Source organism: Methanococcoides methylutens (assembly GCF_000765475.1).
In the GTDB taxonomy this organism is placed as follows: Archaea; Halobacteriota; Methanosarcinia; order Methanosarcinales; family Methanosarcinaceae; genus Methanococcoides; species Methanococcoides methylutens.
Genome location: NZ_JRHO01000013.1, coordinates 146908 through 166423, shown reverse-complemented (window position 1 = coordinate 166423; position 19516 = coordinate 146908). Strand labels below are relative to the sequence as shown.

The following is a 19516-nucleotide window of genomic DNA, read 5'->3' as shown; positions in this document are numbered from 1 at the left end:
GATTTCATCACCATTTTCATCAATCTTTAATAAGACTCCTTCATAGCTATTACTGAAAAGCTAGCCTCTACAGATCCATTTGGAACACTGCCCATTGAACCAGAGACAAGATAGTTACCATCAGAAGGCGGTACTACTTAAAATTTTCTAAAATGGTCCCAAATCAAATAGATAAACTATAAAAATAATTTATTAAAAATGATTGTTATCAAAAATCATAAGATTCCACTAAAATTCTAATTAATCAATATTAACAAAGATAAAAGAGAAAAAATTACCAGCAATTTCTGCTGGTAAATCTATACGCCCGAACCGGGATTCGAACCCGGGTCGGAGCCTCGACAGGGCTCCATGATAGGCCTCTACACTATTCGGACATTGCGACTGATTGCTGTTGTGAGCACTCCTACAACGCTTCTACACATATAAACATATCGCATCTTTGGACTGTTGTAGTCATTTTTCCATTTTTTACTTTCTATTTGTTCGTCCAATTGCTCAATTACTCATTTATCGGTTTTTAGTAAGAAGACCACCGTTTTCAAACGGTGGATGAATTACGTCTATTCTACAAAATAAGTTCTTTGTGTTTCTTAACATTAATTATATATACAGTTAACTCAAATATATATTTGAATGTTAAAAGCCTATAAGTATAGATTATATCCTACAAAAGAGCAACAGGAGATGTTATTTAAGCATTTTGGAGCATGTAGATTCATCTATAATTGGGGTTTAGAGCAGAAAATTAAGACATATGAACAAGATGGTAAATCCGTTTCAAGATTTGACTTGAATAAAGGAATAACAATGTTGAAGAGGGATGGAGAACACGAATGGCTTAAAGAGGTTAATTCTCAGTCATTGCAGGGTGCTACTCTCAATCTCGATAATGCTTTTACACGATTTTTCAGAGAGAAAAAAGGATTCCCTAAGTTCAAATCTCGAAAAAATCCAGTACAGGCGTACAATGTTCCTCAGAACTATAAGGTTGATTTTGAGAACAACATGATTTACCTTCCAAAAATAGGCAATGTTAAGACTATTTTACATCGTTCATTAGGCAACGGTGATTTGAAAACAGCTACAGTCTCCCAAACATCTACAGGAAAGTTCTATATCAGTATTCTTGTGGATGATGGAGGAGAAAATCTGAAAAAGATGGAATTCTCGGAAAATGACACCGTGGGAGTAGATGTAGGTATCAAAGATTTCGCCATCATGTCAAACGGTGACAAAATCGATAATCCAAGACACCTTAAAAACTCCATGAAACGCCTTAAAGTCCTGTCGAAACGTCTTTCTCGAAAGCAAAAAGACTCCAGCAATAGGAACAAAGCACGTAAACAAGTAGCTAAACTTCATGAAAAAATAAGTAACCAGAGACACGATTTTCAACACAAGGTTTCAGCAAAGCTCGTCAGCGAGAACCAAGCCATAGCAATAGAAACCTTAAATGTATCTGGTATGCTCAAGAATCACCATCTTGCACAACGTATAGCTGATGCATCGTGGAGTTCTTTCGTAGAAAAGCTCGAATATAAAGCAGAATGGTATGGGAAAACAATACTTCGCATCGGGCAATTCGAGCCGTCAACTAAAATCTGTAATGTTTGTGGAAAATATAACGGTTCTTTGACCCTTGCAGATAGAAAATGGGAATGTTTAGACTGTAATACCACTCACGATAGAGACATTAATGCCGCTATCAATATCAAAACATTTGCTCTTCAAGAGCAGAACTTAATAGGTATATAATCGTCACCGTAGGAACTACGGGAAGAGCCTGTGGACTTGTTCTCAATAGAGAAAAGAATGAAACAGGAAGCCACCCTGTTCATAGGGTGGTAGTTCACTGAAGACAGTATCTTTCTTCTGTTGCGTATGATCCCACTGTTCTGCATAAGTTCCCCGACCTTTGCATCATCATAGGCTGCAATTTTATTGAAGTCAAAATCATCAAAGGCTTCTTTATATGATTCTCTCCTTTTCAAAATACTATCCCAGCTCAAACCTGCCTGTGCACCTTCCAGTATCAGGAATTCGAACAGAGTTCTGTCATCATGCACAGGTACACCCCAATGTTTGTCATGATACTCTATTTCAAGATCGTTTGCATTTGCCCACTCACAACGAAGTTTCATACATTTCAGACAGATGTCAAAGCTTTTATAGTTTCTTTTAGGAAATTCTACAAGAGGGGTAAAGCTAAGATGAAATTAGATAAGATAAAGGACTAAACGATGAGCGGATCAAAGAAAGAAGAAACCTTAAAAGAACTAATGCAAATGCCGGGCTTTGGGAAAAAGTCAGCTGAGCAACTGTGGGATCTTGGAATACGCTCCATTTCCGAACTCAAGGAAAGGGATCCTGAACTGATGTATCTTGAATTAATTGATCTAAGAGGCAGACACATAGACAGATGTGTATTATACGGCTTCAGGGAAGCGGTCTATTATGCATCCCACAAAAACCCTGAACCTGACTTACTCAAATGGTGGAACTGGTCCGATAAAAATATGGAAAAAAAGAAGAACGAAAAAAAGTGATCCTAATGATAAATTTAGCTCTTCTTTTTTTATTCACTTATCAGATTCAGAATAAAGAAGATCAACCTATCATTAGATGAACGATTAATGAATTAACCTGATCAGATCAACTTCTTTCCGGCATTATCTCCGGAAATACATTCGAATACCTCAGTGATCTTCATGACCATGAGAGCTTTTGCAGGGAACTTGTCGCCCTTTGCCTTTGCACCAGCATAAGCTTTGTCATAGTCCTCACCGCTTGTCTTGACCTCGACATCTCCCTTTATCTGGAAACAGGCGCCAACCTCAGGACCCCAGACAAAGATGGATGCCACAGGGTTCTCATCCAGGTTCTCCCGGGTCTTCAGGAAATAGTTGTCCGTGACCCAGATAGTTTCATCATCGACTAACTGGCACATGCCGATAGGAATGACATTTGGCATTCCTGCCTTTGATGCTGTTGCAAATGGGAAAATTCTTACCTTTGAAAATGCTTCCTTCATATCTTCTGTGAGTTTGACCATCTAAATCACCATTTCTAATAAAATAATCATGATCTCTTATGAGACCTAAAGGGAAAACACGCTATACCTTAATAAGAATTTCTTATTTGTTCCATATTGCCGTTATCGGAATGTTTTTTAACTACGCTGAATGCTCCTGCATTGATGATTTTATAGTTTCTTAATCTGCATTGGAATGATAAACATCATCCTCTTGAAGTATATCATGAAGAAAAAAGAATGAAATCAGGAAACAACAAATTACTGATAGCAATATTGCTGTTCCGTACTTTTTAGTTTTAATTAGAATAACTTATCGAGGAAATACTGGTGGATCCTCATATCCTCAGTAAGCTCCGGATGGAATGCCAGTGCAAGGACATTGTCCTGTTCAGCAGCAACGATCTTGTCATCAATTGACGCAAGGACGTTCACATCCTCACCTGCTTCAAGGATCGCCGGTGCCCTGATAAAAACGGCGTTGTATGGTGAATCCAATACTGAAACATCGAGGTCGACCTCGAAGGACTGGAACTGCCTTCCAAAAGAGTTCCTGTTTACCTTTATATCCATCAGTCCAAGCAGGTATTGATGTGTCTTCTCGACCTGTGAATCTCCAGACTTCGCAAGAAGGATCAGACCTGCACAGGTACCAAGTATTGGAATACCTTTCTCTTTTGCCTGCTTGATCTCCTCGTCAATGCCTTCCCTGAGGATCAGGCGGCCAAGAGTTGTACTTTCTCCGCCTGGGAACACGAGACCGTCACATGTAGGAACTATTCCTTTGTGCTTGATAGTGACAACTTCTGCAGTTTCCCCGCGTTCAGCGAGTGCTCTTTCAACAGATTCAACATGTTCGGCAACATCGCCCTGAATAGCAATAACACCTATACGCATTATAAACACCGTAAAAAAAGAAAGAAAAGAAGAAGGTTACCAGCCGCGTGTCTGGAGAACCTGTTCATCCGGAATGGAATCAACGCTGATTCCTTTCATGCCTGCGCCGATACCTTTTGAGATCTCTGCGAGCACTTCAGGATTATCATAGTTGTTGACAGCCTCAACGATAGCTTTTGCCATCATTGCAGGGTTCTCTGCCTTGAAGATTCCTGATCCGACGAAAACACCGTCAGAGCCAAGTCTCATCATGAGAGCTGCATCAGCAGGAGTTGCGACACCGCCAGCTGCAAAGTTCACAACAGGAAGACGCTGCATTTCTGCGGTCTCCATTACAAGCTCAATAGGTGCTTCGATGTCTCTTGCAGCCATGATAAGCTCTTCCTTTGTCATGCCCTTGAGGGTCCTGATCTCTCCCTGGATCTGCTTCATGTGGCGTACAGCTTCCCTGACGTCACCGGTACCAGCTTCGCCCTTTGTACGGATCATAGCTGCACCTTCGTTGATCCTTCTGAGTGCTTCACCGAGGTTACGTGCACCACATACGAAAGGAACAGTGAACTGTGTCTTGTCGATATGGAAGCTTTCATCAGCAGGTGTGAGCACTTCTGACTCATCGATCATGTCAGAGCCAAGTGCCTGCAGGATCTCAGCTTCAACGAAGTGTCCTATCCTTGCTTTTGCCATTACCGGAATTGTTACGGATTCAATGATGTCAGCAGTTACCTGTGGGTCAGCCATCCTTGCAACGCCGCCTTCCTTCCTGATATCGGAAGGTACAGCGTGAAGTGCCATAACTGCAACAGCTCCTGCTTCTTCAGCGATCCTTGCTTCCTCAGGAGTTGTAACGTCCATAATAACGCCGCCTTTCTGCATCTTTGCAAAACCGCGCTTGATAAGTTCGGTACCATGTCGTAATTTTTCAAGTTCCATAAGATCATCCTTCTGTCGATTTATTGTACTAAATATAGTCAATGCTTAAAAGTGTTTAGTTCGTGTCATTCCTCATATTTAATTCTTGCAACACCCACGACCTTGTCGCCAGGTTTCACATTCATTATTTTAACACCCTGTGTGTTCCTGCCCTGTGCACGTATGTCTTTCACAGGTATCCTGATTATAATGCCTTCAGAGCTGGTGACCATGACCTCATCGTCATCGTTTACAGCCTTCACATTTATGACCGGACCATTACGCAGGCTTGTGACTATGGTAATGACACCCTGTCCACCACGTTTCATGCTACGGTATTCATCAAAGGTAGTACGCTTTCCATATCCATTCTCGGTTATTGTCAGCAACTTGCTTTCCGCATCAACGAGGTCAAGGCTTACCACAACATCATCGCCTGCAAGCTTCATACCGCGTACTCCTCTTGCGGTTCGTCCCATTGAACGTACATCGTCCTCAGAGAACCTGATGGCCTTTCCATGCCTTGATACCATCATTATTTCCTTTGAGCCGTCGGTAAGTGCTACATTGACAAGATCATCACCATCGTCAAGGTTTATAGCAATAATACCTGCCTTTCTGACATTGCTGAAATCAGACAACTGGGTCTTCTTTACAGTACCGGACCTGGTAGCCATGAACAGGTATTTGTCCTCGTCGAATTCCTTTACAGGTATCATTGCAGTAACGGATTCGTTCTCTGCAAGTTCAAGAAGGTTAACGATAGCCTTACCTTTGGATTGTCTGCTTCCCTGCGGAATATTGTAGACCTTTAACCAGTGTACCTTTCCACGGTTTGTGAAGAACATCAGGTAATTATGAGTTGAAGACACGAAGATATTCTCAACGAAATCCTCCTCCTTGGTCTCCATACCCATGACACCCTTACCACCCCTGTGCTGCTGAGTATAAGTGTCCACTGGCATCCTCTTGATATAACCGCTATTTGTGATCGTTACAACAACATCTTCCTCGGGGATGAGATCCTCATCCTCGATGTCAACGTGGGAACCTGTGATCGTTGTCCTGCGTTTGTCTGCGAACTTGTCACGGATCTCCTGCAACTCATCTTTGATTATGGTATATTTTCTTTCATCGCTGGCGATGATCTCCTTCAGGTCACCAATGAGCTTAATGAGTTCCTCATGCTCGTCCTCTATCTTCTGCCTTTCTAATCCTGTCAGGCGCTGGAGGCGCATATCGAGAATAGCCTTTGCCTGGACCTCATCAAGACCGAACTTTTCCATCAGGCCGCTTCTGGCTTCATCAACGGTCTTTGAACCACGGATAAGAGCAATGACCTCATCAATATGGTCAAGTGCGATAAGCAGTCCCTTAAGTATGTGTGCCTTCTCCTCAGCTTTTCTCAGGTCGTACTGGCAGCGCTTGAGGATAACTTCGATCCTGTGCTCCAGGTAGATCTGAAGTATTTCCTTGAGAGTAAGTTCCCTTGGGATACCATCCACCAGTGCAAGATTAATGATACCAAAAGTGGTCTGCATCTGGGTGTGCTTGTAAAGCTGGTTCAGGATAACTTCTGGATTGGTATTCCTTGTAAGTTCGATAGCAACACGGATACCATCCCTATCAGACTCATCACGAAGATCGGAAATACCGACTATTCTTTTGTCCCTCACAAGTGAGGCAATGTTCTCGATGAGTTTGGCCTTATTGACCTGATAAGGTAGCTCTGTTACGACAATACGGTTCTTGTCGTGTTTCATTTCCTCGATAGAGGTCACTGCACGCAGCTTTATAGGGCCACGTCCGGTCTCATATGCAGACCTGATACCCTGTGTACCGAGAATTGTAGCGCCTGTTGGGAAATCCGGGCCTTTGACTATTTCCATGAGCTCAGGGGTCGTAGTTTCCGGCTCATCAATAAGTTTCAATGTGGCATCGATCACTTCACCAAGGTTGTGAGGTGCCATATTAGTGGCCATTCCGACTGCAATACCGGTAGAACCGTTAATAAGAAGATTTGGAAGCTTCGCAGGAAGCACTGACGGCTCCTTGAGAGAACCATCGTAGTTCGGCTTGTAATCTACGGTCTCTTTATCGATATCTGAGAGCATCTCATTGGAGATACGGTCCATGCGGACCTCAGTGTATCGCATTGCTGCTGCTGAATCACCATCAATTGAACCGAAGTTACCCTGACCATCAATAAGTGGATACCTCAGGGAGAACTCCTGTACCATCCTCACAAGGGAATCATAAACTGCAGTGTCACCATGCGGGTGGTATTTACCAAGAACGTCTCCCACTACACGGGCGGACTTCTTGTATGCCTTATCAGATGTGATCCCGGCTTCCTTCATGGAATACAGGATACGCCTGTGTACCGGCTTGAGACCGTCACGTGCATCAGGCAATGCCCTTCCCACAATAACACTCATTGCATAATCGATATACGAGTTCTTCATTTCGTCCTGTATCAACACAGGTACGACCCTTTCACCTGTATCGGTAGGCCGGATGTCCAGAGGTGCTTCATCTTCTGGCTGTACGTCTGTAGGCTCATTGTTCATATTATCTGCCATCTTATCTCACCTCACACATCCAGATTGACAACTTCCTTTGCATGCTTCTGTATGAACGCTTTACGCGGTGCGACCTCATCTCCCATCAGGATAGAGAATATCTCATCAGCAGCTACTGCATCTTCCATGCTTACCTGCAATAATGTCCTTGTCTCAGGATTCATTGTGGTTTCCCATAGCTGTTCAGGATTCATTTCACCAAGACCCTTGTATCTCTGGATGCTGGTTCCTTTTTCACCGATCTCTTCAAGCTTTGCTGCCAGTTCCCTGTCAGAATATACATAATGTTCAGCCTTTCCTTTCTTTATGCGATAAAGAGGAGGCTGGGCGATGTAAACATAACCTGCATCAATAAGCGGTGTCATGTACCTGAAGAAGAAAGTAAGTATGAGTGTTCGTATGTGTGCACCATCAACATCAGCATCAGTCATTATGATGACTTTATGGTAACGTGCTTTTTCCAGGTTGTAATCCTCTCCGATACCTGTACCCATTGCAGTGATCAGTGAGAGCACTTCGTTGTTCTTCAGTACTTTTGCAAGACGTGCTTTCTCAACATTGATGATCTTACCCCGGAATGGCAGGATCGCCTGGAACTTACGGTCACGTCCCTGTTTTGCTGAGCCACCTGCAGAATCTCCTTCCACAAGATATACTTCGCTTACTGTGGGGTCCTTTTCGGAACAGTCTGCCAGTTTTCCCGGAAGTGTGCTGACCTCAAGGGCGCTCTTCCTTCGGGTAAGTTCACGTGCTTTCTTGGCAGCTTCCCTTGCACGCCTGGCATCCAGTGCCTTCTGGAAGATGATAGTTGCTACCTTTGGGTTCTCTTCCATGTACTCTGAAAGTCCTTCTGAGACCATGGAGTCTACTATTCCCTTAAGCTCGCTGTTACCAAGCTTGGTCTTTGTCTGCCCTTCGAACTGGGGTTCTGTGAGCTTCACACTGATAATGGCTGCAAGCCCTTCACGAATATCCTCGCCTGAGAGCTTCTCATCACCTTTTACCACATTGTTCTTCTTGATGTAATCATTAGCAACACGTGTAAGTGCTGTCTTGAACCCGACAAGGTGAGTTCCACCTTCGTGAGTGTTGATGTTGTTAGCAAAAGAGTAGACGTATTCCCCATAACTGTCAGTGTACTGCATGGAGATCTCGACTATGGTCCCTTCTTTTTCCCGTTCGAAATAGATAGGGTCCTTGTGAAGTGGCGTCCTGCTCATGTTAAGATGCTCAACGAAAGAGACGATACCTCCTTCATACTCAAAGACATCCTGTTCCATTTCCTCCTGCCTTGCATCCGTTATGCTGATACGGATACCTTTGTTGAGGAATGCAAGTTCCCGAAGTCTTGTAATAAGAGTGCTGTAATCAAAATGAAGCGTTTCGAATATCTTGCTATCAGGCATGAAAGTGCTCTTTGTCCCGTTCCCTTCTGCATCCCCGATAACAGATACATCAGCAACCGGTGCACCATACTCATAACGCTGATAGTATAATTTTCCGTCACGTTTTACTTCAACTTCCATCCATTCGGAAAGGGCGTTGACAACTGATACACCAACACCATGGAGACCGCCTGATACCTTGTAATTGCTCTTATCGAACTTTCCTCCTGCGTGCAGGACCGTAAGTACGACCTCGAGAGCGGATTTCTTATATTTCGGATGGGTGCCAACAGGTATTCCACGACCGTTGTCCACAACGGTAACAGAACCATCAGAATTGATGGATACATCTATTGAATCACAATATCCTGCAAGTGCTTCATCGATACTGTTGTCAACTATTTCGTACACGAGGTGATGAAGTCCTCTGGTGTCTACACTTCCGATATACATGCTGGGTCGTTTGCGTACTGCTTCCAACCCTTCAAGTACCTGAATGTGTGTTGCATCGTAATCTTGCCTGTCACTCATCTCGATTTTCTCCATGTGATGTGGCTTTTAGCTCTTAAATAAAATCATTTATCCTGTAAATGATATTTGTAGACAAAAAGTCAGTATGAATTAATTTAGTTTCAATTTACCAGATATTGTTTTTTATCTAAATAATCTGCTCGTACTATGCATTACATGTATATAAATGTATGATTGGTAATTGGGTTTGATTTAGGACCAATTTGTAGGAATATCGGATATATCGGAATATTGGAATATTGCCAATACCGATACAATAAATCCGATAAGAGGAAATAATCTGAACTTAACAACTCACATCTTACATTAGAGAGTCTTAAGCAGTTTGCTGTAATATCTCAGTATCCGCCAGACTCCAGACGACCTCTCCATTGAACTTATAATCGACCGGTTCTATTGCACGCGGAGATCTTAAAAGCCAGCCTTTAATGTTCTCACAATAGTTATCTTCCCGGTTCATGTGCCGTCTTTGGTCAAGTTTGAAATGAAAATCCGATTCATATTCCATACATTCGATCAGGTTTGCTGTCCCGATTATCATTCCTGTGGGCAGATCATCAAAAAGGTCAGCAGGAACATCACAGTTCTCATTCACCCATTTCAGGTCTTTCTTACGAATAGGTGCTCTGCTCGCATAGATCGCGATGGTTCCCCGAATAGAGGTATTCTTCGAACGTATGTCTATATTTTTTAGCCCGTGTATTACCAGTGATGCCCATGGCTGCCTTATTGCAAGGACATGTATCTTTGGATATGGCAATGCATGTTCATCACCCATGTCCATACCACATTCGAAAAGCGTGCTCTGTTGATGTGTGGAAGGTAAGAAACGGTCAAAATAAGTTGGTTCTTTTGGAATAACAGCGACTTGCCATTTTTTGGGTACATTTATATCCGTATTTGTGGGAGTCTGCTCTTGAACCATCTTATTTATCCATATTGATTGTTATATAAATAATTTTATGTGGAACAATGCCCTGCAGCCTTCTTCATGAAGATGTTCCTTTCTAAGTTTGAAGTTTGAAGGTAGTCATCCTGGCCAACAGGAACTCAATGTAGAGATACTGGATGACAATCCTGATGCACTTTGGCAGAGGGACAACATTGAGACACACAGGGTCGCAAAGATACCTGAGCTCGTCCGCATTGTTGTAGGTGTGGATCCGGCAGTAACGTCAAAGGATGGGGACGTCGATACCGGCATTGTTGTTGCTGGCATCGATAGACAGAAGCATGGGTATGTTATGGGTGATTATACCTGCCACACTACACCTCGAAAGTGGGCAGCTGAAGCAATCGCAGCCTTCGGGAAGCACTCTGCAGATCGTGTCATCGGCGAGGTGAACAACGGTGGAGATCTTGTTGAGGTCAACCTCAGAGCAGTTGATCAGTCGATTCCATTCAAGGCTGTTCGCGCCAGCCCCATGGAAAACAAACGAGAGCAGAGCCGATATCATCATACTACAAGCAACGGCGGATTCAACATATCGGCACATTCCCTGCACTCGAGGACCAGATGTGTGAGTGGATACCTGGGGAAGGGAAGTATCCGAACCGAGTCGATGCTCTTGTGTGGGCCCTGACCGAACTGCTTCCTCCGAAGAAACCTGGTATACCGATTCCTCGGTTCTCAGGAGGATTTGGTGTGAGTGGTGGGTTGAGAGTTTGAGATGTGGATAGGTGAGTCGACTGTACATAAAAGGACAATAATAAGAAGCGGAGGTATGAGAAGACGAGTTTGTGTCCTATGAAATTGAAATATGGCGAATTTATGATAAAAGGTCAGCTAAGATTGGGGAAGTTGAAAGACTATACCAATCAGTAAGTAAGAGCGGAATTGGAAAGCAGAGGTTTTATAGTTCTTACAAAACACATTAAAAATATTTATATATAATCGAATGTATAATACATTTAACTAAAAAAATAAATTATTGAGGTAAATATATGGAACAAATACTACAAAATACAACAAGTGTAGAGATGAAAGCTCCCTTATGGGAAGATGAGTTGAAAAAAGAAATAATGGATAAATTGGATGTAAGTGAGGAAACTTTGCTGGGAATCTCCCAGCTCGGAGAAGGAAACCTTGGTGTCAGTCAACCCATAGACATAAAATTACACGTTGTAAATGGATATGGCTCAATAGTCGTCGGATCATTTACTAATCCTTTCCCCTGGTCCATAACAGCCAAAATCGATGCCAAAATAGTTGCTCCATCTAATGGTAGCTGGAGAATCCGTGTCAAAGCAAACGATAGTGTGAAATTTGATCAATCGAGCATCACCCTGAATCAGGATATGAAAGCAAGTGTTTCCGTTGGTGGCTGGTCGAAGGTGAAAGTCAGTGGTGAAGCTTGGTGGAGTGAAAAAGCAGATACCACTCTTGAACTAAAAGGCACAGCTTCAATTTAAGGGAAACAAAGGATGGAGTTGTAACTTTTTTACTCCATCGTTTTATTTTTTAATGGATGTGGAAATAAATATACAACCTAGAAGAAATGTTCCCAAACAATAGCAAACATTGAGATCTTGGAAGAAGAACTCGACAAGTTAGAAACTATTTATGATGAATTTGAAACGTTGGTATTTGCTTAATCCCCACTTATTGCGATTCCTACAACGACCAAAAAGCTAACCTTTCAACTTTCCTTTTTGTATATATCCCAGCACCACACATGAGCATCCTCAATCACCTTTTTTCATTAAAACCACAATCCGATCAGAAAAACATATCGGCGCACTTCCGGGAAACAGCCAGTACGACATCTACACGACTAGCTCAAGTGGATTACCGAAACGAGAAGGAAACCGATCGAACTCTCTGGTTCAGACCGTAGTGAAGCTTGCAACATAGATTCACTCCTGAAAGGCGTTACATCCTTCCTGAAAATTAGAATTACAATATCCTTCTTTTCCAATAGTTAGCTATATTTACATGGATGCAATTTAGAGTACAAGAATAGCTTATATACTAACAGGCTTATCAAAAGCGTCATAAAGCGCTATACATATCATTTTGATAACTTTGTAAGGTGAATATATGTCATTAGAAAACCCAAGAACACATTATACCTCACAGATCGATCCGGAAAAGATCGGTGATGAGAAGGTCACTGTCTGCGGATGGGTACATGAAGTCAGAGACCTTGGCGGAATCTGCTTCCTGGTTGTCCGTGACCGTGAAGGAAGGGCACAGGTAACACTTGTCAAGAAGAAGATCGACAAGGAACTCTTCGATACTGCAAGAAAGCTGGTACGTGAGTCAATTGTGGCTGTTACAGGTACTGCAAAACCTGAAGGCAAGGCTCCAAACGGATATGAGATCATACCTGATGAGGTCGTACTCCTCAATGAAGCTGAATCACCACTTCCAATGGACACCACCGGAAAGGTAGATGCTGAACTTGACACACGTCTTGATTCCAGGTTCATTGACCTTAGACGTGAAAGGACCACAGCTATCTTCAAGATAAGACACGAGGTCCTTCGCTCAGTGAGGAATTTCCTGTCCGACGAAGGTTTTATCGAGACATCAAGTCCTAAGGTCGTTGCAACAGCTACCGAGGGTGGTACATCCCTTTTCCCTATCACATACTTTGACAGGGAAGCATTCCTGAACCAGAGCCCGCAGCTTTTCAAGCAGATCCTTATGTCCGGCGGACTTGACAGGGTATTCGAGATCGGTCCTATCTTCAGGGCAGAAGAGCACGACACCCGCAGGCACCTTAATGAAGCTACGTCCATCGATATCGAGGCAAGTTTCGTAGACCACTTCGAGGTCATGGAGATCCTCGAGAACATGATCGCTTACGTCTATGGACAGGTCATCGAGAACGAGTCAGCTTCCCTTAAGAACCTTGGTATTGAGCTCGAAGTTCCAAAGACACCATTCATGAAGATCCCTTACAGCGAGGCTATTGACATCGTCAATGCCAAGGGTGAGGAAATGATCGAATGGGGCGGAGATCTTGGTACCGTTGCAGAGCACACCATTGGTGAGTATGTGTTCAAGGAAACCGGAGAATCACACTATTTCATTACTGACTGGCCAACCGAGATCAAGCCATTCTATGCTATGCCTTACGAGAACGACCCATTGATATCCAAGTCATTCGATATGATGCACAGGACAATGGAGCTTTCCTCCGGTGCACAGCGTATACACCTGCATGACATGCTTAAGGAAAGGATCGAATCACAGGGACTTAATCCTGATGGGTTTGACTTCTACCTGCGTGCATTCAAGTACGGTATGCCACCACACTCCGGATGGGGTGTCGGTTGTGAGCGTCTTGTTATGACAATGCTCGGTGTTGAGAATATCCGCGATACTGTCCTGTTCCCAAGGGACAGGAAGCGATTGTCACCTTAAGGGTGGCAGTCCCATCATTTATTTTCCGGTAAAAGGGGAATTAAAATGAAAGAAAGAAATGCAAGTGCATCAAGTGCTGAGAAGCAGGCAGCAGGAATTGCAGCAGCTGATCTTGTAGAGGACGGTATGGTCATCGGTCTTGGAACCGGTTCCACCACAGCTTTTGCTATTGCAGAGGTTGGAAGGCGTGTAAGAGAGGAAGGACTGGATGTTCTTGCAGTCGTCACATCTTATCAGGCTGAAATGCTTGCTATTGAAGCAGGCGTACCACTTACAAGCCTTGCAGAGCACCCTGTGCTCGATCTTGCTATCGATGGTGCAGACCAGGTCGATGCTAACCTGAACGTCATCAAGGGCGGCGGTGCAGCACACACCCGTGAGAAGGTCGTGGCCTATTCAGCAAAACGCTTTGTTGTAGTCGCAGATGATTCCAAGATGAGTGAAAAGCTTAACCACTTCGTGCCTGTGGAAGTACTTCCATATGCAAGAGAACTTGTGAAAAAGCAGATGATCGATCTTGAAGGTGTGCCTTTGATAAGAATGGCATCCCGCAAGGACGGTCCTGTTATCACCGATAACGGAAATGTCATCATGGATGTTGAATTCGGCACTATTGAGGACCCGGCAGAACTCTACCAGAGGCTCTCCGCATGCGTTGGTGTCGTAGAGCACGGCCTTTTCCTGAATACCGACGAGGTCTATGTTGGCAGGAAAGGCGGAGCTGTTGAAATCATCAAATAACCGTCGTATTAAATTTCCAATGCGTGGTCCTTTAAGATAAATTCAGGACCTGCATTTTGCTTTTTTAATTTTTAGATTTTGATCGATAATTTATTGGCATATAAGATTGATCAAAAACTTTTGATCACCATTTCTTTCAGTGATTCTTCGATGTTAAAGATCTCAGCCATATTCTCGGCTAAGAGTATAACAGCAAAATCTCCGGATAACGGCAATGTATCACAACTAAAAGGAAATACGGAATTTAATTTTTTGCCATCGTAAAGTACTGGCTCAATACGTTCAGTTAGCTCAAGAAATGAGCATGCTTCTGTCCTGATCTTCATAAATTTCCAGAATGGAATGGGGGAAAATGATTCTTCGATGTTATCTACGATCATGCTCACATAAGAGGAACCGTTAAAACGAGCATTATTTTCAACAGGAAATATACCATCATCCGATACAATATAATCTATACCGACTATACCCCGATATCCGAATTCAGCCATATTAGTTACAATTTTTGCAGATGTTTTTGTAATGCAATTTAAAGTATCTGCTGATGCATTTGCTTCTTTGAGAGTGCCAACGTGTACCATCCCCCTTTCGCATATTTGATCTCGCATCCCAAGTGAATTAATATTTCTATCTCTGCTGATCGCCCACTGATCATTCGGAGAAGAAAAAACATTCAGAAAAGGCTCAATGATAACAGATCTTTCACCGCTAGCTGCAATTTCGTGATATATTTCTGAGATATCATGGCCTTTCGTTTTGTATAACGACATGCCGGCTTCACCCAAAGTACCGCGAATAATAACAGTTTCGCAGGTTGACAGATATCCGTTAATAATGTTTTCCAGATCGGTACAATTTTCATTGTCTTCAGGATGCATTTCAAATGAAGTGCCTTCAACAACAGCAATGCCCAATTCTTGACATACGGTCTTGAAAGCTGACTTATCATTATACTTTAGTGTTGCAGTTTCAGTTGCTCCAAAAAGATCAGCTCCAAGAACTTTTGCAGCTTCAGTTTCCATACGCCCTGAAAACCATGGCACATATACAGGTTTTTTCCCGATCTGCCTGATGATCTTTTTAACTGGTTCAGGATCATTAACGATAAGTTCGGAGAGTGACATTTCTCCTGAATAAGCGTCATATTCCACAATATGATCCGATCCCAGACCATGGGAACGCAGCCATTTATGATATTCGGAGTCCAGTTTTCCGCGTAGAACTACCACATCATCAGGACGTGCTACCGGAAGCACTCGGTCACATTTTGAATTAACGGATGCATCACGGCGCGGGAACTGTGAAAAACGATCTGCTCCGTAAATCATTAGCTCATTGTCATTGTTTGAGATACATTTTCTGAGTGATTGAAATTCATACATTAAATCTTCCTTTTTTTAGATAAGTAGTTCCAATTTTATTGTTACCTGCTCCACAGTATCCAGCTATAGATTACTGTTAACACCAGGACATAACCCAGGAGAACAGAAAACCACCTGCCGGAAAACTTGGGCGTTCGGATTGGTGCTAAATTAAAGACAGCCATAAACATAAACAATGAATATATAGCGACTGAAAAGATCGGGTGACTGAAAAAACTGTCAAACAGGAAGATAAAAGCAAGAATCAGTACATTGTTGTCAAGTGCTAATCCCATATATGTCGAATCATCGACCAGCCCGAAAACATTGAAATAACTCAACCGTATTGCACTGACGGCGACGATCACGAACGCTCCGGGTAGGAACCATGGGCTGAATTCTCCATAGCTCAAGAGAAATACAGCGGGGCAAATTCCAAAACTTACAATATCTATCAATGAATCAAGCTGTCCTCCGAAAGCTCGATATTCATCAGTTCGTCCCTTCATCCTGCGAGCAATGAGACCATCACCCCAGTCAAAAACAACAGCCCAGATCATACCAATTATCGCGATCGGCAAATTACCTAATATGGCATAGTATATGCTAAGGACCGCACATAACAGTCCTGCAAGCGAACAGATGTTTGGAAGATCACGGGCGAAAGCAAGCATTCCTGTCTGATGCGATCGCTGATGTTCTGAATTATTCATCAGAATACTTCCACTTTGTTGGAGTCAATAACATCTACTAATGCTTCAACTAATTTGCAATTTTCTGCTTCAGTACGGCTGGCGATACGAACATAACGATCAGAATCAGGCAGGGTCTTGTCCTGACAGTTTTTTATGTACATATTATGCTCAATGAACAACTTCCGTGTGATTTCAGGACCACTTTGTGCATGATCCGGGAGGCGGCAGAAAATAAAGTTTGCATCGGGTTTGTAAACAGTCATTCCCGGGATCGCACACAGGCTTTTGTACATATTGTACCTGTCGATCCTTACCTGCTTGCAGCTTTCAACAAATTCCTGTCTGTAATCGGGCAATATCCGCAGAAACTCTTCGGCAAATCCGTTAATGTTCCATATATGTACACCTTTCCTTACAGATTCAGCAAATGCTAAATTTGCAGTTAGCAGATAACCGATCCTGATACCGCAGATGCCATAGGCTTTGCTCATACTTTTAATGATGGCTATGTTCGGATAACGTTCGAGTTCATGTTCCAGAGTTGCCTTATCCTGATCATGTGCAAAATCTATGAATGATTCATCGATGATCAGCATACAGTCATGGTCTGCAAGTTTTTGTGCAAGAGATATTAGATCGGACTTGGGAACCAGGATCGATGTTGGGTTATTAGGTGTTACCACGACAGCAACATCTGCTTTAACCTTGATCGCTTCAGCAGCAAACTTGTCTACATCCAATTGAAAAGATGGAAATTCAAGAGGAAATTCAACTACTTTGCCTATTGGTGCTGCATTCACATATTCATTAAAAGATGGTACTGGAACGATCAACTTGTTGGATATGTGGCCGGATATGATCTTGATAAGTTCGGCAGCGCCGTTTCCTACAACGATCCTTTCAGCAGGCTGATCGATCAGATCACCTATGAGATCGTCAAGAGCATCCTGTGCAATCGGGTAGTTAAGGACAAGGTCGTGAATTTTATCTTTAAAACTTGTAAAAACTTCTTCTGGCGGGAAATACAGATTGTAAAGATAAGCATGATCAATAAAATCATGGCGATAGTAACCACCATGCTGTCCGGAAATAAATTCATATTTTTCAGATTGAGTCTCATAATTTTGTTGCATCATGCATCCCCTCCATAGAACTTTTTTGATGTGATACTTTATTTTTTAATGCGTTACCCTCAAGAAGTGGTTTCAGGTTGAAAGAGCTGGACTTAGGCAATGGTTTTAAACCTGAAAGTGAACGAGTAATCCCCACCTTCACCCCACATTTTGATTGCTGGAAAAACGGCCTTGGTCTTCCAGAAGTATGTGGCTTGGTGTCGTAAGGAATTATTGTTTCGTATTTATCCCCCTAAAATAGAGTCTCAGCTTTTGCCAGGTCTGCAACTGTATCGATCTCATACCATCGCTTGCTGTCAAAAGAGACTGTTTTAAGATCAAGACTGCCATCAGCTACCATTTCAGCAAATACGGTTTCATAATAGTCATTTACTTTGCCGGCTGAAATGTACTGGTCAAGTCTTTCTGTAATACGCTGCCATGAAGACAGTGAAAAACTGTAGATATTAACAGTCTTGTATCTGGCCTCATCAAAAGTCCCAGCAATACCATTTTGGAATTTCTTAACATTTTGGGATCGGTTGACTGTGACAGTGGAACCATTCATCCAAGGTTGCATGCGTGCTACGGCAATTCTGTCAGGAGAGCACATTTCATCCAGAAGAGATCCATCAAAAACAAGATCACTTTCAACAAGCAAAAACTGCTCATTAATGATATTACGTGCCATCCAGAGTGAATATATGTTATTGGTGGTCGCGTAAAGGGGGCTTATAATAAAGTCGATCTCCATTCCGCAAGCCCGTGTTTCCAAAAAATCACGAATGCATTTTTCCTGATATCCTGTGACTACAACAAGACGTTTGAAGCCTTGCTTTTTCAAATTGATGACAAGTCGTTCAAGAATAGACGCCTCATGAACCATTGTGAGGCATTTCGGTGTGTCGCGTGTCAGAGGATAAAGACGGCTGCCCTTTCCGGCTGCCAATAATAATGCTGTAGTTATGGGTCCATTACCACGATTACTGTGGTCTGAGTTCATTGTATATCCGATTGTGTTTTTTCCATCATATATAAAGGAGTTGTTAGTACTTAAGGAGGGTGGTGGGAATATCAGCCAATTCTGCCTCAGCTACTAAGTTAATTTAAAGATGCATGTGCTGAAATCATCAAGTCATTTCAACTTGCTGAACTGATCTTACAAAAAACATGTGGAAAGACCTGAAATGGTCATTTGGCTTATACGCAGGTGTTTTCTACGATTTTTTTAAAAATCTGCCCAGAAATTATAGATGGTCTCTGTTGAAGATATGTTGTATCCTATGATGGTTATTTCAGTTGCATCAAAAATCTCTTCTTTTGATAGACCGGTGGTATTCAATTCCACCTGACCGCCAATCTCTACCGAAGAGTTTCCGTTTATAGTTCTGTCCACAACTATAGTATTGTTTTCGGTCACTACCATTTTTGAGATGTTCTCACCGAAAATTGGTTCTACTGAATTTACGTATACATCTTCATCCCCGGAATTATACAAAAATATATTGTAACTAAGTCTGTGACTGTCAGTATTGTTCTCATCAATGGGGCCCAAGCCGACTAACATTTCCGGCACTTTCATTCCACCGGGAACCTCTTCGATAGTTGCCATGTCATTGATGCTATATCCGATTGCAATTCCTAATAAAAGTATAATCAGGCCATATACAACTGCTTTATCCATTTAGCAAAAACCCCCGCTACTAAAGATCAGGCTCTGTGGAGATCCATCTTTTCTTTTCATATTATCACTTCATATCAGATACAACAGAGGCAAAATAATAAAAGCTTTAAACTAAAATTAAAACAATTATATCTTGCCTTTTTGGTATGGGGTTTAGCTGTTGCTGCTGGACTTTGCTGAACCCATACATTGCAATAAAATAGTCTATTT

At 42.5% G+C, this 19516-nt stretch carries 18 protein-coding genes and 1 tRNA gene; 6 read left to right on the top strand and 13 right to left on the bottom strand.

Annotated features, from left to right (window positions below; genetic code table 11):
• Window positions 1-304 precede the first annotated feature (304 nt).
• Window positions 305-377: transfer RNA gene (locus LI82_RS06960), tRNA-Asp, on the bottom strand.
• A 259-nt stretch (window positions 378-636) separates the two neighbouring features.
• Here LI82_RS06960 and tnpB point away from each other — a divergent pair.
• A complete protein-coding gene (gene tnpB / locus LI82_RS06955) occupies window positions 637-1758 on the top strand; it encodes an IS200/IS605 family element RNA-guided endonuclease TnpB (RefSeq protein WP_048194484.1) in 1122 nt (373 codons plus the stop codon).
• Here the strand turns inward: tnpB and LI82_RS06950 are convergent.
• Window positions 1731-2144: a DNA-3-methyladenine glycosylase I gene (locus LI82_RS06950; protein ID WP_081955769.1), complete on the bottom strand. Its 414-nt coding sequence runs from the start codon at window positions 2142-2144 to the stop codon at window positions 1731-1733. The two genes, tnpB and LI82_RS06950, sit on opposite strands and share 28 nt — an antisense overlap.
• Before the next feature lie 99 nt (window positions 2145-2243).
• On the opposite strand from LI82_RS06950, the gene LI82_RS06945 reads away from it, so the two are divergent.
• Window positions 2244-2549, top strand: coding sequence for a helix-hairpin-helix domain-containing protein (locus LI82_RS06945; RefSeq protein ID WP_048194481.1), 306 nt, complete (start codon window positions 2244-2246; stop codon window positions 2547-2549).
• Between the two features lie 101 nt (window positions 2550-2650).
• Here the strand turns inward: LI82_RS06945 and LI82_RS06940 are convergent, their stop codons facing one another.
• From LI82_RS06940 to LI82_RS12460, 6 genes are all read right to left on the bottom strand, one after another.
• On the bottom strand, window positions 2651-3055 hold the full coding sequence (locus LI82_RS06940) for a pyridoxamine 5'-phosphate oxidase family protein (RefSeq protein WP_048194480.1): 405 nt from the start codon (window positions 3053-3055) through the stop codon (window positions 2651-2653).
• Between the two features lie 282 nt (window positions 3056-3337).
• Window positions 3338-3931 carry a pyridoxal 5'-phosphate synthase glutaminase subunit PdxT gene (gene pdxT, locus LI82_RS06935; RefSeq protein WP_048194478.1) on the bottom strand — a complete coding sequence of 198 codons (594 nt, stop codon included), beginning with the start codon at window positions 3929-3931 and terminating at the stop codon, window positions 3338-3340.
• 36 nt (window positions 3932-3967) lie between these two features.
• A complete protein-coding gene (gene pdxS / locus LI82_RS06930; RefSeq protein WP_048194476.1) occupies window positions 3968-4864 on the bottom strand; it encodes a pyridoxal 5'-phosphate synthase lyase subunit PdxS in 897 nt (298 codons plus the stop codon).
• Between the two features lie 65 nt (window positions 4865-4929).
• The gene (gene gyrA, locus LI82_RS06925; protein ID WP_048194474.1) at window positions 4930-7425 is read right to left on the bottom strand and encodes a DNA gyrase subunit A; all 2496 of its coding nucleotides are present in this window, start codon (window positions 7423-7425) and stop codon (window positions 4930-4932) included.
• Between the two features lie 11 nt (window positions 7426-7436).
• Entirely contained in the window at window positions 7437-9341 is a 1905-nt protein-coding gene (gyrB, locus tag LI82_RS06920; RefSeq protein WP_048194472.1) for a DNA topoisomerase (ATP-hydrolyzing) subunit B, read from the bottom strand.
• Between the two features lie 316 nt (window positions 9342-9657).
• Window positions 9658-10266, bottom strand: a complete 609-nt coding sequence (locus LI82_RS12460) for an ASCH domain-containing protein (protein WP_052402795.1) — start codon at window positions 10264-10266, stop codon at window positions 9658-9660.
• An 88-nt stretch (window positions 10267-10354) separates the two neighbouring features.
• Here LI82_RS12460 and LI82_RS06910 point away from each other — a divergent pair, with 88 nt between their 5' ends.
• The 4 genes from LI82_RS06910 to rpiA all read left to right on the top strand — a co-directional run bounded on the left by LI82_RS06910 (window position 10355) and on the right by rpiA (window position 14454).
• Complete coding sequence (locus LI82_RS06910; protein ID WP_052402794.1) at window positions 10355-10924, top strand: DNA-packaging protein; 570 nt, start codon at window positions 10355-10357, stop codon at window positions 10922-10924.
• A 361-nt stretch (window positions 10925-11285) separates the two neighbouring features.
• Window positions 11286-11753, top strand: a complete 468-nt coding sequence (locus tag LI82_RS06905) for a hypothetical protein (protein WP_048194470.1) — start codon at window positions 11286-11288, stop codon at window positions 11751-11753.
• Between the two features lie 628 nt (window positions 11754-12381).
• The gene (aspS, locus tag LI82_RS06900; RefSeq protein WP_048194468.1) at window positions 12382-13713 is read left to right on the top strand and encodes an aspartate--tRNA(Asn) ligase; all 1332 of its coding nucleotides are present in this window, start codon (window positions 12382-12384) and stop codon (window positions 13711-13713) included.
• A 45-nt stretch (window positions 13714-13758) separates the two neighbouring features.
• A complete protein-coding gene (gene rpiA, locus LI82_RS06895) occupies window positions 13759-14454 on the top strand; it encodes a ribose 5-phosphate isomerase A (protein ID WP_048194466.1) in 696 nt (231 codons plus the stop codon).
• Window positions 14455-14564: 110 nt separating this feature from the next.
• Here the strand turns inward: rpiA and LI82_RS06890 are convergent, their stop codons facing one another.
• The 5 genes from LI82_RS06890 to LI82_RS06870 all read right to left on the bottom strand — a co-directional run bounded on the left by LI82_RS06890 (window position 14565) and on the right by LI82_RS06870 (window position 19306).
• Window positions 14565-15836, bottom strand: a complete 1272-nt coding sequence (locus LI82_RS06890) for a hypothetical protein (RefSeq protein WP_048194464.1) — start codon at window positions 15834-15836, stop codon at window positions 14565-14567.
• A gap of 41 nt (window positions 15837-15877) precedes the next feature.
• Window positions 15878-16528 (bottom strand): CDP-alcohol phosphatidyltransferase family protein, encoded by a 651-nt coding sequence (locus LI82_RS06885; protein WP_048194462.1) that lies wholly within the window; start codon window positions 16526-16528, stop codon window positions 15878-15880.
• Window positions 16528-17646 (bottom strand): pyridoxal phosphate-dependent aminotransferase, encoded by a 1119-nt coding sequence (locus tag LI82_RS06880; RefSeq protein WP_048194461.1) that lies wholly within the window; start codon window positions 17644-17646, stop codon window positions 16528-16530. The genes LI82_RS06885 and LI82_RS06880 overlap by 1 nt, the downstream gene beginning before the upstream one ends.
• Before the next feature lie 229 nt (window positions 17647-17875).
• Window positions 17876-18625 carry a phosphocholine cytidylyltransferase family protein gene (locus LI82_RS06875; RefSeq protein ID WP_048194459.1) on the bottom strand — a complete coding sequence of 250 codons (750 nt, stop codon included), beginning with the start codon at window positions 18623-18625 and terminating at the stop codon, window positions 17876-17878.
• Between the two features lie 225 nt (window positions 18626-18850).
• Window positions 18851-19306, bottom strand: a complete 456-nt coding sequence (locus tag LI82_RS06870; RefSeq protein WP_048194457.1) for a hypothetical protein — start codon at window positions 19304-19306, stop codon at window positions 18851-18853.
• Window positions 19307-19516 lie beyond the last annotated feature (210 nt).